Genomic DNA, 18803 nt, shown 5'->3' with positions numbered 1-18803 from the left:
GGATCCGGATCGCCGCCCGGCGGCGTGGTCGCCACCACCGCATTGCCCACCGAACCGGTCGCGTCGCTATCCACCGTCGCCGCGTAGTCGAACGTGTGCACGCCCACCGTCGCGCCCGCAGCCAGCACGCAGGTCACCACCTGGCCAGCAGCGGTACAGCCAGCCGGCAGCGCGCCGTCCAGCGTGAGGCCGGCGCCGAGCGTGTCGGTCAGCGTGATCGCTTCGGTGGTCGCGGCGTTGGCTACGGTCACCGCGAGCGTGTAATCGATCGCCTGACCCGGGGTCACGGTCGCGCCCGAAGCCGGGTTCGAGCTCTTCGTCACCGTGGTCGCCGGGGTCAGCGGATGTTCGGTCGTGCACGTGGTGCACTCCGGATCCGGGTCGCCGCCCGGCGGTGTCGTTGCCACTACCACGTTGCCGACCGAACCGGTCGCATCGGCGTCCACCGTCGCCGCGTAGTCGAACGTGTGCACGCCCACCGTCGCGCCCGCAGCCAGCACGCAGGTCACCACCTGGCCAGCAGAGGTGCAGCCGGCCGGCAACGCGCCCGACAGCGTCAGGCCCGTGCCCAGCGTGTCGGTCAGCGTGATCGCCTCGGTCGTCGCCGCATTGGCCACCGTGACAGTCAGCGTGTAATCGATGGTCTGGCCGGCACCGACCGCCGCGCCGGAGCCCGGGTTCGAGGTCTTTTCGACCGACGTCGAGGGCCCGAGGGGCGTGAGCTCGTCGCAATCGTTGCCGATGGCCGCGCAGTCGATGTCGTCGTTGGGGAAGGTCACCGCATTGGCGATGCTGGACACGCCCGCGGGCACCGGGTCGTCGATCTGCACGACGAAGCGCAGCACTGCGCTGCCGTTCGCCGGCACGTTCAGCGCGCTCGTATTGGTGCACGCAGTGCCGGCACAAGTGAAGTCGTTGCCGGCGGCCACATAGGCGGTGTTCGCCGGTACGGTCTCGGCCACATCCCCGGCGAACAGCGTGCCGGCGGCACCGCCGGCGTTTCCGATGGTGATCGCGTAGGAGAGCACGTCGCCGGGAGCGACCGCGGCACCGTCGACGTAGGGCTGCCCGTTCACCTCGGCCAGCGCCTTGACCACGGACAGCTCGGCCTCGGCGATCGCCGGAAACGCGCAGGACGCCAGATCGCGCGAACCGTTGGCGCCGGTCGGCGCCAGCGCCGTCAGGACGCCCGTGCCCGGGTCGAAGGCGTAGTACTGACTCGGGCTGGAGTTGTTGGCCACGAACAGGCGCCCGTCGTCCGCGAACGCGACGCCGGCCCACTGGATCGTCGACGGCTGCCCGTTGAGCAGCGGGCGCGTCTGGCGCGTGGCCTGCGGGCTCCCCGGCGTCGAGAAGTCGATGCGATACAGGTCCTGCCCCGCGGCGATCCAGCCGAACCCGTCGGCATCGAAGGCTACGTCGCCGGAGCCGGTATCGGTCGGTGCGAAGTCGTACTGCAGGTTGCCGATGCTCTGGGCGCTGTAGCCGAAGCCGGACGCGTCGGCGGTCAGCCGGTAGACCACGGGCGAGCCGCCGCTGGCGATCAGGTAGCCCACGCCATCGGGCGCCATGCCGGCGCGCGGGAAGTCGCTGCTCGGCAGCCCGGCGGGCAGCGCCTGGTACCAGCCGCCGTTGGCGGCGTCGTAGGCCCAGATCATCGAACCCGTGGTGGCATGGAACAGCATGCGATCGCGCACCGGATCGATCATCAGCGCGTTGACATTGCCGCCCACCGTCGGCAGCGCCAGTTCGGGCACCGCCGCGTCGGCGGCCGCGCCGGGTTCGTAGCGCGCGATCGCGACGCCGTTGACGATGCTGTAGACGGCGTTGGACGTCGCGCTGCCGCCCGGTGCCGTGCAGAAGCTGTAGTCGGCCGCCGACGAGATCGTGACCGTCGCGCTGTCGGTGTTGTTGTCCGGGTCGGGGTCGGCGATGCCGTCGGGCGCGGCGACCGTCGCCACGTTGGTCAGGGATGCCGATTGGGCGAGGACCGGCGATGCCGCCAGTCCGGCGACACCCGCGATCAGCGCTAGAACCACACCTGCGGCGGCCGCCCTGGCCTGCCCGAAACCGTTCGAAAGCACCTGCAACCCCCTAGGAAAGTCCGCGGCACGCCGCGCACGGATGTGCGTGGATGCCGCCCTTCGCCATGCGCATGACGACCAGGGGCAAGCAGTCCGTTCCCGGATACCCCGCCCACGCGAGGTACTGGATCCCCCTGATCCGGACTTGCGGCGCGCGCCGAAGGCTCATCGCCGGACGGCGACGCCGAAAGTGCGCGCACTGTAGGAAGGCGTCCCGCGACCATCAATCGCGTTTCGCTCACGATTGCTCACGTGAGGTGAGTTACGCGCCGATGCATCTGCGCCATCATTCCGACCATCCGCACGGGAGACGACGCACGATGGCGATGAGCAGGGTGACGCACTGGCTGCAGGTTCCGGCGATCGCCGATCCGGTCGATCGCCGCAACGCGCCGATGCTGCAGCTCATCCTGCTGGCGCTCGGCACCCTGCCGCCGGCGCTGTGGCTCTACCGCATCTTCGGAACCCAGATCCCCTGGCGAGCCGGGGAGACGGTCAGCCTGTCGGCCAGCCTGCTGATCAGCGGCATCGCGCTGTGGTCGGTGGTGCTGATCCGTCGCGGCCGCTTCCAGTGGGCGATCCGCCAGCTGATGGTGCTGGTGGCGATCATCCTCGTGGTGTCGTATGCGCTCAGCGGCCTGGGCGCGCACATGTTCGAGATGCCGGTGCAGGTGCTGTGGCTGTTCGTCGCCGGCATGATGATCGGACGCAAGGCGCTGTGGGGCATGTACGGCGCGGTGGTGCTCGCGCTGATGTTCGGCGCCGGCGCGGATGTCATGAACGAAGTCATGCAGGCGAGACACGCCTTCGGCGACGCCGTCATCCGTAGCGTGATGTTCCTGCTGATCGCGCTGGTGATCGATCGCAGCGTCGCCGCGCTGCGCGAGAGCCTGGAGGAGGCGATGGCGCACGGCAGCGAGCTGGAACGGGCCAATGCGCAGCTGCGGGGCGAGATCGGCGCGCGCGAACGGGCGCAGGCGCAACTGCTGCACGCGCAGAAAATGGAAGCCGTCGGACGCATGGCCGGGGGCCTGGCCCACGATTTCGGCCACCTGCTCACCCTGGTCAACGGCTACGCGGCCAATGCCCTCCAGGCCGCCTCGCCCGAGGACCGTGCGGCGGCGCTGGAGGGCGTGCGCTCCGCCGCCACCCGCGCCAGCGCGCAGGTGCGCAAGCTGCTGCATTTCGCCAGGCGCGACATCGCCCTGGCCGAAACCTTCGACGCGGCCGCGACGCTGCGCGAGATCGAACCCATGCTGCGCCAGACGCTGGGCGCGGCGGTCCGCTTCGAACTGCAACTGCCCGGTTCGCCGGCGCCGATCCGGTTCGACCGCGAGCAGTTCGTGCTGGTGCTGCTCAACCTTGCCGCCAACGCCGCCGATGCGATGCCGGAGGGCGGTCGCTTCTCGGTGACCGCGCGGGTCGTGGATGTCGCGGCACTGGAGATCGCGGTTGCCGACGACGGCAGCGGGATTCCCGAACCGCTGCGGGACTGCATCTTCGAGCCGTTCTTCACCACCAAGCCGGAGGGCCACGGCACCGGGCTGGGGTTGGCGGTGGGTCGCGACCTGGTGGAGGCCGCCGGCGGCAGCCTGATCCTGGATCCCGCCGGGCGCGGGACAGGGGCGGTGTTCCGCATCCGTTTGCCGCTCGATGGCGGGGAATCTTCGCCGGGCACATGACCCTCGCCGCTCGCAGCGGCGCGCCGGCGCCTACCGTTCGAACAGGTAGCCCACGCCGCGTACGGCCTTCAGCGGCAGGGCCTCGCCGGACGCGTCCAGGCATTTGCGCCGCAGGCGATAAACCAGCATCTCCAGCCGGTGCGGATCGAATCCGTCGACGTCGCTGGTCAGGTGGGAGATCAGCGTTTCGCGGCTCACCGGCTGGTTCGGACGGGCGGCCAGGATGCCCATGATCTGGCGCTCGGCCTGGTTGAGCGTCACCGTGGCGCCGGAAGGCGCCGACAACGACCAGCCATGGCGATCGAGCGCCCAGCCGCCCTGCCCGGGCACGTCCGCTCCGCCGCGACCCGCCAGCCGCCCGTGCACGTTGCGCAACGTCTCGACCACCTCCTCCATCTCGAGCGGTTTGACCAGGTAGGCGTCGATGCCCGCGCGCAGACCGCGCATGCGGTCGGCGCTGCGCCCGTGTCCGGTGCACATCACGATTCCCAGCGAGGGCGAAAGCCCGCGCAGGTGTCGCGCGACGTCGACGCCGTCGTCGTCCGGCAGTCCCACGTCCAGCAACACCAGGTCGAAGGACGAGCCGGCCCACATGCGGTAGAACTGCAGCGCGCTCTCGAGGCCGACAGCTTCGAACCCGGCCCTGCGCAGGGCCGGCAGCATGATCTGCTCGCGCAGCTCCGCGTCGTCTTCGACGACCGCGAGACGCGGGCCAACAGGTGTCGGGTTGTTCGGACCCGTCCTCATCCCTGCATGCGCATGCGCGGGCGGATCGCCTGCGTCATTGAGGCCGAGTTCCGCGGCGAACCGGCGCAGCAGTCCCGGCCATCGCCGCCGCAATCGCGATCGCAAGCGCCACTGTCGCCGCCACCGACCCGGGCGCCGCCCATCGCCGCACTCATGCCGGGGGGGGCCTGTCGGCATACGCGGCGCTGCCGACCGCGTCCGCCGCTCTGGACGACCAATCCATCACCCGGCTCCCCTCGCTCGCCAACACGCCCGCGGCCAGCGCCGCCGGCACATCGTCCAGCGCGCGCACCGCATCGACATCCACCGCCACGCCCCAGAGGCCGGCCCACGCGTTGCCGCCGGCACGCTTGGCCACATGCAGTGCACGCTCGGCGGCACGCATCGCATCCTGCCAGGCGCCGCCACCACCGGCGAACAGAGGCAGCGACGCGACACCGATGGACGCCGAAAGTGGCGATGGCTGCGCGTCCCGGCCGTCGTCGACCTGCAGGCGTTCGACCTGCGCCCGCAGGTGCGCGGCGAGCGCGAACGCCGCCTCGGGCGAGGTGTTCTCGCGCAACACCAGGAACTCGCCGCCATCCCAGCGCGCGACCAGGTCCCCGGCATCGCAGGCGTCGCGCAGGCAGCGCGCCACCGCCTCCAGCACACGATCGCCCGTTGCGTGGCCCAGGCGGTCGTTGATCGCCCGGAAACGGTCGATGTCGATCAACAACACGGCTGCGCGCGCCGCATCGTCCGCCGCCAGTGCCTCGATGTGGCGGCTGGCGTGGCGACGGTCCGGAAGCTGCGTCAGCGCGTCGGTGGCGCTCAGCGCGGCCAGTTCACGGTGCCGGCGTTGCGCGCGCGCCAGCAGCAGCAGCGCGCCCAGTGCCAGCAGGGCCAGCGCGACGATCGCGACATTGCGCAGCCAGGTCTTGCGCGGCTCGGCGACACGGCCGCCGGCCTCGCCCGGCTCCAGTTCGCTGGCGGCCCGGGCCTGCAGGCCGGCCAGCCTGCGAGCAGTGGTCTCGCGATCGATCGCGCGCCCGGCCTCGCGCGACCGCGCCGCGTGGGCCGCGGCCGCATCCCGCTGTCCGAGCGCGGCATGCACATCGGCCAGCACGCCGAGCGCATCGCGCTGCTCGGCGGTGAGCCGCGCCTGTTCGGCGACGGCCAGCGCCTCGCGCGCAGGTGCCAGCGCCTCCTGCGCGCGATCGGAGTCGAGCCTCGCGCGGGCCAGCCGCTGCAGGGTCACCGCCTGGCCCGCGACGTCGTTGCCGGCGCGCTGACGCGCCAGCACGGCGGCGAATTGCGGTTCCGCGGCAGCGGCATCGCCGCGCAGCCGCAGCAGCTCCGCACGGTGGCTGGCGATGCGGTCGCCCAGGCCCACGAGCTCGGGGGCAGCGGCGGCACGCGCGGCTTCCACCAGCATCGCGTCGGCCTCGTCGTGGCGACCGAGCAACAGCAGGGTATAGCCAAGGTCGTAGGCGACCACGGGATTGGGTCGCGCACCGGAGCCGGTCAGCGAGCGATGGAGGTCGTACGCCTGGCGGAAGTACGGCAGTGCGCCCTCCGGGTCGTCGAATTCGCCGGCACGCACCTGTCCCAGGAAGCGCAGCGCGTCGATCTGCATCGGGACGATGCCGCGCTCGCGCGCGCCGACCAGCACCGACTCCTGCATCGCCAGCGCCTCATCGAGGCGGCCGACGCGCATCAGCAGTCCCGGCAATCGCGCCTGTCCTTCCAGCCGTCCCGTCGGCGTCACGCCGGGCGCATCCAGCAGTTCCTGCGCCGCATCGAGGCTGGCGCCACCGGCCTCGCCACGGCCTGCCAGCACCTGCGCCGCCGCAAGGCACACGGTGGCGATCAGGCGCTGGTCGGGCGAGGTGCCGGTGGCGTCGAGCACCTCGCGGGCGGCGGCTTCGGCCACGGTGGGCTGCGCGCCGACCAGGCGCTCGCAACGCGCCAGGGCCTGGGCTTGCGAGGAAACCGGAAGAACCGTCTGTGCCGCAGCGCCGACGCATGCCACGAGCAGGATCGGCGCCAGCCATGCGGCGCCATGTGGGGAACATCGCACCATCCAGCATCCTTGTGTCGGGGAACCGAACGCGGTGCCCGCAAGGCCACAACTATAATACCCATCCGCTGCGCAACGCCCGTCCTCGCCGGCCGACACGATCCCCCGTGCACGACTCCACCTCCATCGGCCGCTCCGACGCCCGCGCACCCCGGCTGCTGCAGCGTTGGCTCGGACTCGCGCGGGTCGATCCGGCCGATCGCCGCAATGCGTCGATGCTGCAGGCCGTACTGGTGGCGTCGGCGCTGTTCCAGCCGGTGAGCCTGGCGCTGGCGTGGGCCAGCGCCATCGGTATCGACCCCCTCGCGGTAGGCATGTCGCTCGTCAACATGGTGGCGCTGCTCGTCAGCCTGGCGCTGTTGCGCCACGGCGCATTCGTCGCGGCGGCAAGGCTGTTCATCGCGGTCGCGCTGGCATTGCTGACCGTCTCCTATTTCCACTGGGGTCTGGCGCCGCAGGCGCCACAGCAACTGCTGCAGCTGGTTCCGGTGCTGATCGGCGGGGCGCTGCTCAGCCGCCGCGCGATGTGGACGACGGTCGCCTGGCTGGTGGCCCTGGTCGCGGTCGGGGGCTGGCGCGACGCGGCGGTGCTGGTCCACCGTCCGGACAGCCTGCTGGTGCTCTGCAGCCGCATGCTGGGCAGCGTCTTCGGCTTCGTCCTGGCCGCGTTCGTACTCGACCAGGCCCTCACCGGCCTGCGCGAGAACCTGGCGCTGGCGCGGCGCCGCGGCAACGAGCTCGCCGCCGCGCGCGACCGCCTGCAACTGGAAATGCAGGAGAAGGAGCGACAGCGCGACCAGCTGGTGCACGCACAGAAGATGGAAGGCGTGGGCCGCCTGTCCAGCGGCGTGGCCCACGACTTCAACCACCTGCTCACGCTGGTGCTCGGCCACGCCACGCGCGGCCGCACGAGCACGACCCTGGACGACGCGCACGATGCGTTGCTCGACGTGCAATCCGCCGCGCGGCGCGCCGCGGCCGTCAGCCGCCGCCTGCTGGACTTCGGCCGCATGGAGGATGCGCGTCCGGAAGTCTTCGATCCCGCCGCCGCCCTCGCGGAGATGCGCCCGATGCTGCGCCAGCTGTTCTCCGCGCGAACCCGCCTGGAGCTGCCGCCGCAACCCTCTCCCGGCCTGATCCGGTTCGACCGCGCGCAGTTCGAGCTGATCCTGCTCGGCCTCGCCGCGAACGCCGAGTACGCCATGCCCGAGGGCGGGCGGTTCACGGTCGAGGTGGCCAGTGCCGGTTCGGGCATGCTCGAGATCTCCGCCCGCGACGATGGCCACGGGATGGACGCCGCCGTGCGCGAACGCTGCCTGGAACCGTTCTTCACCACCAAGCCCAGCGGACAGGGTACCGGCCTGGGGCTGGCGGTCGCCGCGAGCCTGGTGCAGGCGTCCGGCGGCACCCTCGTCGTCGACAGCGCGCCCGGCCACGGCACGAACGTGCGCATGGCCTTGCCGCTGGCAGCGTCGATCGGCTCGGAGCGGAGCCTGCAGGCGACGTGACCGGCGCCTTTGGCGCCGCATGCAGCGAGCCCGGTGCCGGCCGTGGTTGCCCTTGCGGCCGACGACCGCAGCGGTCGCGCGTGGTGGCGCCAGCGCCGGAGACGGCGCACGCGCGCGCAAAAAAAAGAAAGCCCCCGTGACCGGGGGCTTTCGGTTGATGCACCTCGAATCGCCGTGGCGGCGCCCGATCAGAACTTCTGCGCGTAGCGGAAGTAGACGGTGCGGCCGTAGGCGTCGTACAGGTCGAAGTTCCAGGGCCGGTTCTCGAAGCCCACCAGCTGCGGATACTTGTCGCCGGCGTTGTTCACGCCGAGGGTGACGGTACCGCTCCACGGCATCTCGTAGCTCGCCGAGACATCGTGGGTGGTGTAGCTGCCGACGCGGGTGTTCGCACCGCCGGCCAGGAAGCCGAAGGCCGGAACCGTGCCCGGGTTCTGCTGGTCGCCGATGTAGTTGACGTTCCAGTTGGCGCTCAACTCGCCCCAGCTCCAGGTGTTGCGCAGGCTGGCGCGGGTGTCGGGCGCGGTGACCCAGCCGAGGCGGTCCTTGACCGTCGTGCCGTCGGTGACCTTGTAGTCCAGCACGCGCGCGATCTGCAGCCAGTTCTCCAGCCGCCCGGCCGCGTCCAGGTCGAACCGGGTACGCAGGTTGAAGTCGACGCCGCTGGTTTCGAGATCGCCCTCGTTGGCGAAGGCGGTGTTGATCTCGCTTATCGAGCCGTTCGCACGGCGCAGCACCGAGGTGCCGGCGGGCAACGGCATGCCGGCGTTGTCGAAGTTCGCCAGTTCCTGGTACTCGATCAGGCGGATCCGGTCTTCGATCTCGATGCTGTAGTAGTCGAGCGTCAGGTTCAGCCAGTCGGTCGCGTCCCAGGCCACGCCGATGCTGTACTGCCTGGAACTCTCCGACTCGAGGGCGGTATTGCCGGTCGAATAGCTGTCGACCTGGTAGGCCACGGTGTCCTCGTCCTCGGGCCCGTCGGCGATGTTGTCGTTGTTGGCGTCGCCGCCGCACTGCACCGGGGTGTAGCCCATCGCCACGCAGGTGCGGTAGTCCTGCACCTGCTCGGCCGAGAACGCGCGCTTGGAATGGATGAAGGTCAGCGGCGGGGCTCGGAAACCTTCGCCGGCCGAGGCGCGGAAGGTCAGGTTGGCGAGCGGCTGCCAGCGCACGGACACCTTCGGCGAGACATCGCTGCCGTAGTCGCTGTAGCGGTCGTAGCGCGCGGCCAGGGTGAAGTCGAACGTCTCCAGGACCGGGAACAGCCATTCGGCATAGGCCGCGTAGACTTCGCGATCGCCCGCAGCGGAGTTGCCGGAGGAACCGGCCACCACGCCCGCCTCGGACAGCGAGTCGTAGATGTCGGCGTAGTCCTCGGTGCGGTACTCGGCGCCGAAGGCGAGCACGGAGGTGCCGCCGCCCATCTGGAACAGGTCGAGCGTGGCATTGGCGTAGATCTCCTCGACGTCGAACTTGCCGTCCCGGCTGGTCGTCGCGGTGAAGCCCTTGATCACTTCCTCGGAATTGCCGAACGGGTCGAACAGGTTGTAGGACCCGTTGGCGGCGGCGGCCTCGGCCAGCGGCGTGACGATGTAGCCGCGGCCGATCTCCTTGAAGCTGGCATCGCTGCGACGCAGGCCGAAATCGACGAACAGCCGCTCGCTCGCCTGCCAGTTGAAGCCGAGGTTGAAATCGACCACGTTGTTGTCGACGAAGTTGTCGCGGTTGCCGGCCGCGGCGTAGCGGTGGTAGACGAAGGCGCCGAGGCCGTCGCCCGGCACCGGGTCGTTGGGCGAGCCTTCGGGAACGTACAGTACGCCTGGCGTCGGCGCATAGCGGCCGAAGCTGTCGGCGGCGCTGTAGCTGGCCGAGGTGTAGACCGACCAGTCCTGGTTGATCTGCCAGCTGCCGCGGGCGAACAGCGACTTGTTCTTGACCGACGCCTCGTTGGCGGCGATCGCGTTGAAGTCGAACACGCAGTTGGCGCCGTTGCGCCAGAAGTTCGGATCGTCGCAGGCGTAGCCCGGCAGCGCGCCGCCGGCCGCGCCCTCCTCGCCCGGCTCGGTTTCGCTCTCGAAGTAGAAATTGTTGCCGTAGATCGAGCCGCCGCGTACGTTGCCGCCGATCTGGTCCCGGGTGAAGACCATGTCGCGCGAGTTCATCGAGGCGCCGAGCAGCAGGCTGCCGCGGTCGGACGAGGTGCCGAACACGACCGAGGCTTCCTCGGTGTCGCCGCCCTGGACCTTCGGCGTGCCGCGGCCGTAGCGCAGTTCGGTGCCCTCGAAGTCCCGGCGCAGGATGATGTTGACCACGCCGCCGATCGCGTCCGAACCGTACAGCGCGGAGGCGCCGTCGGACAGGATCTCGATGCGCTCGACCGCGGCCAGCGGGATGGTGTTGAGGTCGGCGTTGGTACCGGTGGAGGGTGCGTAGGGCGCGCGTCGGCCGTCGATCAGCACCAGGGTGCGGTCCGAGCCGATGCCACGCAGGTCGACGTCGGCCACCGCCTGCGCCGAACTGCCCGAGCGCGGCCGGAAGTTGCCGAACGAGGAGAACGTGGTGTCGCGCAGCAGGTCGGAGACCGACACCTTGCCGCTGGCGTCGATGGCCGCGCGGTCGATCACGGTGACCGGGTTGGCCCCTTCGATGTCGGCGCGCGTGATGCGCGAGCCGGTGACCTGGATGCGGTCGAGGGTCTGTGTCTCGTCGTTCGCTGCGTCCTGCGCGAACGCCGGGACTGCCGGCAGCGCGAGGGCGATGCCGATCGACAGCGCCGCCAGGCGGCAGCCCGGCAGCCCGAAGATGGAAGTCATGTGGGTACTCTCCGAATAATCGTTATGGGTGCGTTAAACGCACCCGAGACGTTACGGAGCTCAACCCGCCTTCGCTTGGCGCGCCATGTCGGCTGTGTTTGCGGCCCCTGTCCGTCCGGATTCGGCAGCGAGCCGGTACAGCGACGGCGGCATCCCGTGCTGGGCGCGGAACGCGCGCGAGAAGCTGCAGTTGTTCTCGAAGCCGCAGGCCGCGCCAACTTCGCTCACCGACAGCCGGGTGCGCCGCAGCAGCGTCGCCGCCGAGCGCAGGCGCAGGCGTGCCGAGGCCGCCTGCGGCCCTTCGCCATACAGCGCCTGGAAGGTCTTGGTGAAGTACCAGACCGACACGTTGCTCAGCCCGGCCAGCTCGGCGATGCGCACCGTGCGCCCGAGGTGGCCCTCGATGTGCAGCCAGGCGCGTTGCATCCGGCTGAACACCTGTCGCTTGCGACGCAACGAGCGCCCGGGGCACCGGTCGACCATCGACCGGTACGCGTGCTGCTGCGCGGCGAGCAGGCGCAGCACCTGCCCGAGCAGGTGGCGGTCGACCTCGCGCACCCCCACCTCGTTGCGGCCGAACGGCGCGCAGCGACGCCACAGCCGCAGCGCGTCCGCGCGCACGCCGCGCGCGACGCCGCCGATGCCCGGGAACAGCACCACCTGCGCCGACTGGTGCAGCTGGGTCTGCATCGACGCGGTCATGGCGATGCCCACCAGCAGGGCCCCGGCGCCTGCGTAGACGGTCGGGCGGGCGTCGCGATCGAGCGAGAGCCACTGCCCGGAGCCGAGTTCGAAGCGGCCCTCGCGGCACTCGACCTCGGCCTCGCCGCGCAGTACCAGCCACATCGTCGCGACCGGGGTCGAGACCAGCAGGCTGCCGCCACGGCTGAGCAGCATCAGCGCCGGCGCCTCATCGCTTCCGGTTCGTGTCGCGAGTTCGAGCGCGCAACCGCGATCGCTCCAGGTGGTTTGCATCTGCATGGCCGTTTCCTTGGGGGAGTGTGGCCACCTGTTTGACGCGTGCGGGTCCGAAACGCAGGAACGAACGACGAAATTTTGCCGAGATTGCGCCGCCGCGCGTCCGAAAGTCATGCTTCGATTGCCGCAACCATGACTTTCGCCATGTATTCGCGGCCGCGGCCGCCGTCAGCGCAGCGAGCGAAGACCCACTGGCAGCGCCGCCCAGCCGATGTCGATGTTCTGCGCCATCGGCAGCCCCAGGTACAGCCACGTCGCGGTGCCGTCCACGCTCGGGGAACCGGCGATCGCGACGCCATCGCGCGACACGCAGGCGCCGGCGGCATCGCTCTCGAGCAGCGGGCGCCAGCTCGTCGCGCAGCCGCCGCCGGGGCCGTTGTAGAACGGCCGGCCGCCGAACACGCCCCAGTGCCGGTAGTGCTGCGGGGCGGGATCGACCTCCGACACCTGCGTCGCCTCGCGCAATCCGGGGTCTGCGCGCCACAGTCCGACCTTCGACGGCCGGGTGAAGAAGACGCGGTCGCCGGTGGCGTCGTAGCGGGCCACGGCGACGTCGTCGATCGAAGCGATCTCGCGCCAGTCCACCCGTGCGTACAGCACCAGCCGGATCCGCCCCTGGCCGCCGTCCACGCCCACCAGCAGCCGGTCCGGATCGCCGGTATAGGCCGCGAACACGGGGTTCGCGTCGGGAACCGCCAGGCGGCGCACGCGGCCGCTGCCGGCATCGACCTCGAACACCCGGTCGCCGTCCCCGGTCTTGCCCAGCACCAGCAGCGTCCGGCCGTCGGCCGACCACACCGGCAGGTGGCGCGGCACCGGGCGCAGTCCCTCGATCGCACGCAGCGTGTCCGCTCGCCCCACCTGGCCCAGCCAGAGCTGGACCGCCATGGTGCGGTCGGAGATGAAGGCCAGGGTGCGCCCGTCGGGCGAGATCGCCGGCAGCATGTCGACGCCGCTGGATTCGAACAGCGGCTCGCGTGCCGGCTCGGGCGCCTCGCCGTCGATGCGCACGCGGAACAGGCCGCTGCGAGACTGGTCGATCTCGAACACCATCGACCAGGCCCCGGCGGCGAGGTCCGGGTGCACCGCATTGCCGGTCGAGAGCGTCGGCAGCGGATCGATCGAGCCGTCGGCCAGCCGGTAGACGTACAGGCCGGCCTCGCTGGTGACATGGCTGAACACCAGTCCACTGCCGTCGGGCAGCCAGTCCCAACCGCGGATATCGCCGCGCAGGTTGGTCAGCCGCCGCGGCGTGCCGCCGCCGGCGGGCATGAGCCACAGGTCGGCGAGCGAGATGTTGCGGCGGAACGCGAGCCAGCGCCCGTCGGGGGAATAGCGGGGCATGAGATCGACATCGCCATCGGCGATGCCGTAAGCCAGCGGCTGCCAGCGACCATTGGCGAGGTCGAGCCGCTGCAGCGGCGCGCTGGCATCCTCGGCCGAGCGCAGTCCGCCCATCACGATCCCGCGCCCGTCCGGCGTCCAGTCGAACATCGAATAGGCCTGGCGCAGGCAGCGCCCCGCCTCGCGCGCCTCGCCGCCGCTGGAAGCGACGATCATGATCCGGCAGTCGCGCGGCGTCACGCGCACGAACGCGATCCGCGTGCCATCGCGCGACCAGACCGGCATCACGTCCGAATGCCCCGCTTCGGGCGTCGTCAGACTGCGCGCGGACGCCTGCGCGACCTCCTGCAGCATGAGCGTGCTGCCTTCGCCTTCCGAGCCGGCCTGCGCGAACGCGACCGTCGCGCCGTCGGGCGAGAGGGCGGGCAGGCGCTCCAGGCCGGGCGTGGACGTGATCGCACGATAGACGATGGGCGCCACCACGCGTTGCGGTTCCGTATCGCCCGCAAGGGGCGCGGCATCGACCGGGGAACGTTTCGAGAACGCCAGGACGATCGCGAGCAGCAAGACAGCGGCCAGCACCAGCGTCGGCCAGGCGGCGGCGATCGCGCGGGGCACGCGCGCCGCCGGCTCCGCCATGTCGTCCGTGCCGCCTTCGAGCACTGCCGGCGGCGGCGCGGCCGCCGGAGTCGCGGGTTCTCCGTCGATTGCAGCCGAATCGCTTCCGTCCGGCTCCGTCTGCCACTGCACTTCCGCGATCAGCCGGTACCCGGCCTTGGCGATGGTCTCGATATAGCGCGGCGACTCGCGGTCGTCGCCGAAGGCCTTGCGCAACTGCGCGATCGCCTGGGTCACCACGTCGTCGGTCGGCATCGTGTCCGGCCACACGCGTTCGAGCAGGGTGCTGCGCGCGACCACCGTGCCGCGCCGCTCGACCAGCACCAGCAGCACCTGCATCGCCTTGACGGTGACGCGCATCGGCTCGCCGCGATCGGGGCGCGACACGATGCGTCGCATCGTGTCGACCTCGCATTCCAGGACGCGAAGCCGGGGAACGTGCGGCGCGATCACGGATGCATGGCCGCGGGCAGTCGCGCCCTGCAACCGGTGTGTGAAACGAGTTCGGTGTCGTCGTGCATTCCCGTGTCCGCGGATCCGGGTCGGCGCGCCGGTCCAGTGCTCACCCGCAGCGTGACATCACTCCGGCAAGCGCGCATGTGTCATTGGTCTGGCATCGCGTCGCGGCCGGCCGGCGCGCGTCACCAGACATCGGCTGCGTACGACGTGCGTGCGGCCTGGCGACGGAGCCACCAGGAAGCGCAGCCGCGCGTGCATCCGGATCAGCTGAAACAGTCTGTCTTCGTTCCGCGCCCGGCGGTGGCATCTGGCGACGCCCTCCGCGCCTGTTTCGCCACGGCGAGGGGCTTGCACCGTCTGGCGGGAACGCCTGACGCACGTCACATGCACTTCAGGCAGATTCGCCGCACGAACCGGAGCGGTAGCCTGCTCGCGTCGCCCACATCCGCCACACAAGAGAGGCCATGCCATGAAAGCCGTCACGCTCACGTTCGCCACGCTGCTGGTCGCCGCGCACCTGCTCCCGGTGGAGGCAAAGGAAGCCCAGGTGCTGGCCGACTGCGTCTCCCTGTCCGCCGGGCATCAGGGCACGCGCGTGTCCGGCAACGAACAGTTCCTGCTCAAGGACGGGGACGCGTACTACCGGATCGGGTTCCGCGGCCATTGCGACGCCGTTGCGCGCAGTTCGCTGATCAGGATCGAGACGCAAGGACGAAGCAACCAGCTGTGTCCGCAGGGCACCTCGGTGCGCGCCCGCAATGCCAGCTGCAACGTGCGCTCGGTCGAAACCATCGGCGCGGAAGAGTACGAGCGCCAAGCGCGCAGGAACCGCCGCTGATCCGGCGGATCGATGCGGGCTCCGCCGTGCACCGCACGACGGAGCGTTCGAGCGTCACCGCGGCGCGGGGACCGACCCGGCGCGATACGGATACTGGGCGAAGATCTCGGCCATCGTGCTGTCGATGCGCGCATCGCGCTTGGCCGGGTCCTTCTCGCGCGACACGCGGCCGACCGCGATGCCTTCCCAAACCAGGCGGTTGCGGGCGGCGTCGACCAGGTCGATGTTGAGGGTGCCCTCGGTGTAGCGGTAGACGTCGGTCCGGTCGCGCCAGTACGGCACCACGTAATAGCCGCGCGCGCGGTAGCTGTAGTAATAGGCGTAGTCGACGGTCGGCATCGAACTCACGTCGGTGCGCTGCTGGGTATAGGCGTTGATGTTGAGCCACAGGTCCGGCCGCTCGGTGGTGAAGACGTAGCCGCGCGATTCCATCTGCGCGCGCGCCGCCGCCTTCATCCGTTCGCTGGCCGCGGAGCTGTAGCCTTCCTTCTCGATCGCCAGCGGCGAATAGAAGCCGAAACTGCGGTAGCGGGCGAAGTCCGCTTCCGGATCGGCCTCGGTGGTGATGCGCGGGCCGGTGGCACAGCCAGCGAGCAGAAGGGCGGCCGCCAGCCCCACCACCCATGTTGCGACGCGGAACGTTTTCATGGCCAATCCCTCCTGTCGGATTCGCCGACGCTAGCACGCAGCCCGCTACGGCGGGTGAACGCTTTCGCCCGCGCTACGGGCGGCGCGCGGCGACCGACGGGCGGCGCCCGCGCCAACCGGAAACGACAGCGCGTGCACACCGGGCGAACGTCCCCTGCACAGCCCCTTCAGCCGCAGTCCGCCAGACTGTGTGCACAGACAACGATCCCCACACTCGCATCGGCTCTCTCTCTCCGATCCGACCCTGGCGCCGCACGCGGCGCCTTCTTTTTGTCCGTCGCCGGCGGACGAATGAGGCCAGCCGCCCCGGCGCGCCCCGGGGCGCAGGATGCCACCCGTCGCGGCCAGGCCCGGGCGTGGGCAGGCCAGCCCGGCTCGTCCGCCGCCGGGAGGGTCCGCGCCGCCCTCAGCCGGGGCGATAGACCTCCGCCCCCTGTTCGCGGAACTCGGCCGACTTCTCCGCCATCCCGGCCTGCAGCGCCTGCGCCTCGTCCACCCCCTGCGCCGCGGCGTAGTCGCGCACGTCCTGGGTGATCTTCATCGAACAGAAGTGCGGGCCGCACATGCTGCAGAAGTGCGCCAGCTTGTGCGCGTCCTTAGGCAGGGTTTCGTCGTGGAATTCCTTCGCCTTCTCCGGGTCGAGGCCGAGGTGGAACTGGTCTTCCCAGCGGAACTCGAAGCGCGCCTTGCTCAATGCGTTGTCGCGCACCTGCGCGCCGGGATGGCCCTTGGCCAGGTCCGCGGCATGCGCGGCGATCTTGTAGGTCATGATGCCGTCGCGCACGTCCTGCCGGTTCGGCAGGCCCAGGTGTTCCTTCGGCGTGACGTAGCAGAGCATCGCGGTGCCGTACCAGCCGATCATCGCCGCACCGATCGCGCTGGTGATGTGGTCGTAGCCGGGCGCGATGTCGGTGGTCAGCGGCCCGAGCGTGTAGAACGGCGCCTCGCCGCACTCGCGCAGCTGCTTGTCCATGTTCTCCTTGATCAGCTGCATCGGCACGTGGCCGGGGCCTTCGATCATGGTCTGCACGTCGTGCTTCCACGCGATCTTCGTCAGTTCGCCGAGAGTCTCGAGTTCGCCGAACTGGGCGGCGTCGTTGGCGTCCGCAATACAGCCCGGGCGCAGGCCGTCGCCGAGCGAGAAGGCCACGTCGTAGGCCTTCATGATCTCGCAGATGTCCTCGAAGTGCTCGTAGAGGAAGCTCTCACGGTGGTGCGCCAGGCACCACTTGGCCATGATCGAACCGCCGCGCGAGACGATGCCGGTCACGCGCTTCGCGGTCAGCGGCACGTAGCGCAGCAGCACGCCGGCATGGATGGTGAAGTAGTCCACGCCCTGCTCGGCCTGTTCGACCAGCGTGTCGCGGAAGATCTCCCAGGTCAGTTCCTCGGCGCGGCCGTCGACTTTTTCCAGCGCCTGGTAGATCGGCACCGTGCCGATCGGCACCGGCGAGTTGCGGATGATCCATTCGCGCGTCTCGTGGATGTGCTTGCCGGTCGACAGGTCCATCACCGTGTCGCCGCCCCAGCGGATCGCCCAGACCAGCTTCTCCACTTCCTCGGCGATGCCGGAACTCACCGCCGAGTTGCCGATGTTGGCGTTGATCTTGGTCAGGAAGTTGCGGCCGATGATCATCGGCTCGCTTTCGGGGTGGTTGATGTTGTTGGGCAGGATCGCGCGGCCGCGGGCGATCTCGTCGCGCACGAATTCGGGGGTGATGCGCGCCTGGATATTTGCACCAAACGATTCGCCGGGATGCTGCATGGCGAGCGCACTTTCAGGCCCGGGCCGCGCTCCGGCCATCGCGCCTGAAGGCGCTCCTACGGCGGCGAGGTACGCGTCCAGGCGCTGGTTCTCGCGGATCGCCACGAACTCCATCTCCGGCGTGACGATGCCGCGTCTGGCGTAGTGCATCTGGCTGACATTGGCGCCGGCTTTCGCGCGGCGCGGCAGCAGCCGGTTCGGGAAGCGCACCGCATCGAGCTTCGCATTGGTCTCGCGCGAACGACCGAACTCGGAACTCAGCGCCGGCAAGGCCTCGGTGTCGCCGCGCTCGGCGATCCAGCGTGCGCGAAGCGCGGGCAGCCCCGCGGACAGGTCGATGCGGGCGTCGGGATCGGTATATGGGCCTGAGGTGTCGTAGACCGTGACCGGCGGGTTGTCCTCGCCGCCGAACAGGGTCGGCGTCTGCGCCAGCCCGATCTCGCGCATCGGCACCCGGAGGTCCGGGCGCGAACCTTCGACGAAGATCTTGCGCGAACCGGGGATCGGCCTGGTGACCGATTCGGAGAGCTGGTCGGTCTGCTGGATCAGCGAGGCGGGCACTGCGTTCATCGGCATCGTCCGGTGCGCCGGCCGCGAGGGATTCGCAGGCCGCGAACGAAGCGAAGGCGCCACGGCGTGATACTGACCGCGGCGAAGCTTCCCTACGCCGGTGTGAGCCGGATCAGGTTCGAAGGGACTGTCTCAACCCGCCATCCGGCGCTGCCGGCGGCGGGTACCCCCGCTTCGCCGCCTATTAGACTCCGGCCGCGCGCGTGGCGCCAGCCGGCCGCCGACCGCGGCGCGCCGGACAGCGCGGCCGGCCGGGTGCGTTCGCGAGGGCAGGAGCATCGTGCCACCGCGCTTCTCGCGAACCCGCACGATGGCCCTGCCTGCGCCCATCCACTCGTTGCGCGTGGACTCCGGCGCGGTCCGCCGGGCGGATGCGCGAGACGCCGGGGCGATCTACTTTCGGCGAGCGGCATGCACGGCGACGCTCCCGCCACGGTGTTGCGCGCCGGGCAATGGTTGCCGACGCAAGCGAATTGCCGCCTTGACGCGCCGCATCATTGTCCGGTATTGATGCGGGCCATGCCGCACGCAGCCGCCACCGTCGCCCTCCGCATCGACGCCGCACGCCGGCGTTCGGTTGCAGTTGCGACGATTATCGCCACCACCGGTACCATTCGGGCCGGGGTGCGGACGCGCGTGCAGGACTGATCACCACGCCGCTCCGCACCCGATCCGGGTGCGGGCCGCACG

The 18803-nt window shown here is 70.4% G+C and carries 11 protein-coding genes, 1 pseudogene and 1 riboswitch; of the genes and pseudogenes, 4 read left to right on the top strand and 8 right to left on the bottom strand.

What is annotated here, in order from left to right; translation table 11 throughout:
• A pseudogene (locus tag JMO03_RS01035) lies at positions 1–1961 on the bottom strand (hypothetical protein); the annotation flags it as partial.
• A gap of 449 nt (positions 1962–2410) precedes the next feature.
• Between JMO03_RS01035 and JMO03_RS01030 the strand changes: the two are divergent.
• Complete coding sequence (locus JMO03_RS01030) at positions 2411–3766, top strand: sensor histidine kinase (protein ID WP_202839339.1); 1356 nt, start codon at positions 2411–2413, stop codon at positions 3764–3766.
• 30 nt (positions 3767–3796) lie between these two features.
• Here the strand turns inward: JMO03_RS01030 and JMO03_RS01025 are convergent, their stop codons facing one another.
• Both JMO03_RS01025 and JMO03_RS01020 read right to left on the bottom strand, forming a co-directional pair.
• Positions 3797–4513, bottom strand: a complete 717-nt coding sequence (locus JMO03_RS01025; protein ID WP_202839337.1) for a response regulator transcription factor — start codon at positions 4511–4513, stop codon at positions 3797–3799.
• Between the two features lie 151 nt (positions 4514–4664).
• Entirely contained in the window at positions 4665–6575 is a 1911-nt protein-coding gene (locus JMO03_RS01020; RefSeq protein WP_202839335.1) for a GGDEF domain-containing protein, read from the bottom strand.
• 104 nt (positions 6576–6679) lie between these two features.
• Between JMO03_RS01020 and JMO03_RS21445 the strand changes: the two genes are divergently transcribed.
• Positions 6680–8080, top strand: a complete 1401-nt coding sequence (locus JMO03_RS21445) for an ATP-binding protein (protein ID WP_202839328.1) — start codon at positions 6680–6682, stop codon at positions 8078–8080.
• A gap of 188 nt (positions 8081–8268) precedes the next feature.
• Here the strand turns inward: JMO03_RS21445 and JMO03_RS01010 are convergent, their stop codons facing one another.
• The 3 genes from JMO03_RS01010 to JMO03_RS01000 all read right to left on the bottom strand — a co-directional run bounded on the left by JMO03_RS01010 (position 8269) and on the right by JMO03_RS01000 (position 14232).
• On the bottom strand, positions 8269–10893 hold the full coding sequence (locus JMO03_RS01010) for a TonB-dependent receptor plug domain-containing protein (protein ID WP_202839326.1): 2625 nt from the start codon (positions 10891–10893) through the stop codon (positions 8269–8271).
• A 60-nt stretch (positions 10894–10953) separates the two neighbouring features.
• The gene (locus JMO03_RS01005; protein ID WP_202839324.1) at positions 10954–11874 is read right to left on the bottom strand and encodes a helix-turn-helix domain-containing protein; all 921 of its coding nucleotides are present in this window, start codon (positions 11872–11874) and stop codon (positions 10954–10956) included.
• A 165-nt stretch (positions 11875–12039) separates the two neighbouring features.
• Positions 12040–14232 (bottom strand): winged helix-turn-helix domain-containing protein, encoded by a 2193-nt coding sequence (locus tag JMO03_RS01000; RefSeq protein WP_238345778.1) that lies wholly within the window; start codon positions 14230–14232, stop codon positions 12040–12042.
• Positions 14233–14761: 529 nt separating this feature from the next.
• Here JMO03_RS01000 and JMO03_RS00995 point away from each other — a divergent pair.
• Complete coding sequence (locus tag JMO03_RS00995) at positions 14762–15130, top strand: hypothetical protein (protein ID WP_202839320.1); 369 nt, start codon at positions 14762–14764, stop codon at positions 15128–15130.
• Positions 15131–15184: 54 nt separating this feature from the next.
• Here the strand turns inward: JMO03_RS00995 and JMO03_RS00990 are convergent, their stop codons facing one another.
• Both JMO03_RS00990 and thiC read right to left on the bottom strand, forming a co-directional pair.
• Complete coding sequence (locus tag JMO03_RS00990) at positions 15185–15778, bottom strand: DUF4136 domain-containing protein (protein WP_202839317.1); 594 nt, start codon at positions 15776–15778, stop codon at positions 15185–15187.
• A gap of 406 nt (positions 15779–16184) precedes the next feature.
• Positions 16185–18113, bottom strand: coding sequence for a phosphomethylpyrimidine synthase ThiC (gene thiC, locus JMO03_RS00985; protein ID WP_202839315.1), 1929 nt, complete (start codon positions 18111–18113; stop codon positions 16185–16187).
• 71 nt (positions 18114–18184) lie between these two features.
• Positions 18185–18294: riboswitch (TPP riboswitch) on the bottom strand.
• Positions 18295–18524: 230 nt separating this feature from the next.
• Here thiC and JMO03_RS00980 point away from each other — a divergent pair.
• Positions 18525–18761 carry a hypothetical protein gene (locus JMO03_RS00980; protein ID WP_202839313.1) on the top strand — a complete coding sequence of 79 codons (237 nt, stop codon included), beginning with the start codon at positions 18525–18527 and terminating at the stop codon, positions 18759–18761.
• Positions 18762–18803: the final 42 nt, after the last annotated feature.

The sequence above is a fragment of the Luteimonas saliphila genome (genome assembly GCF_016774335.1).
GTDB lineage: Bacteria > Pseudomonadota > Gammaproteobacteria > Xanthomonadales > Xanthomonadaceae > Luteimonas > Luteimonas saliphila.
The sequence above is the reverse complement of the archived record's forward strand: the minus strand, read 5'-3'. Positions and strand labels throughout refer to the sequence as shown.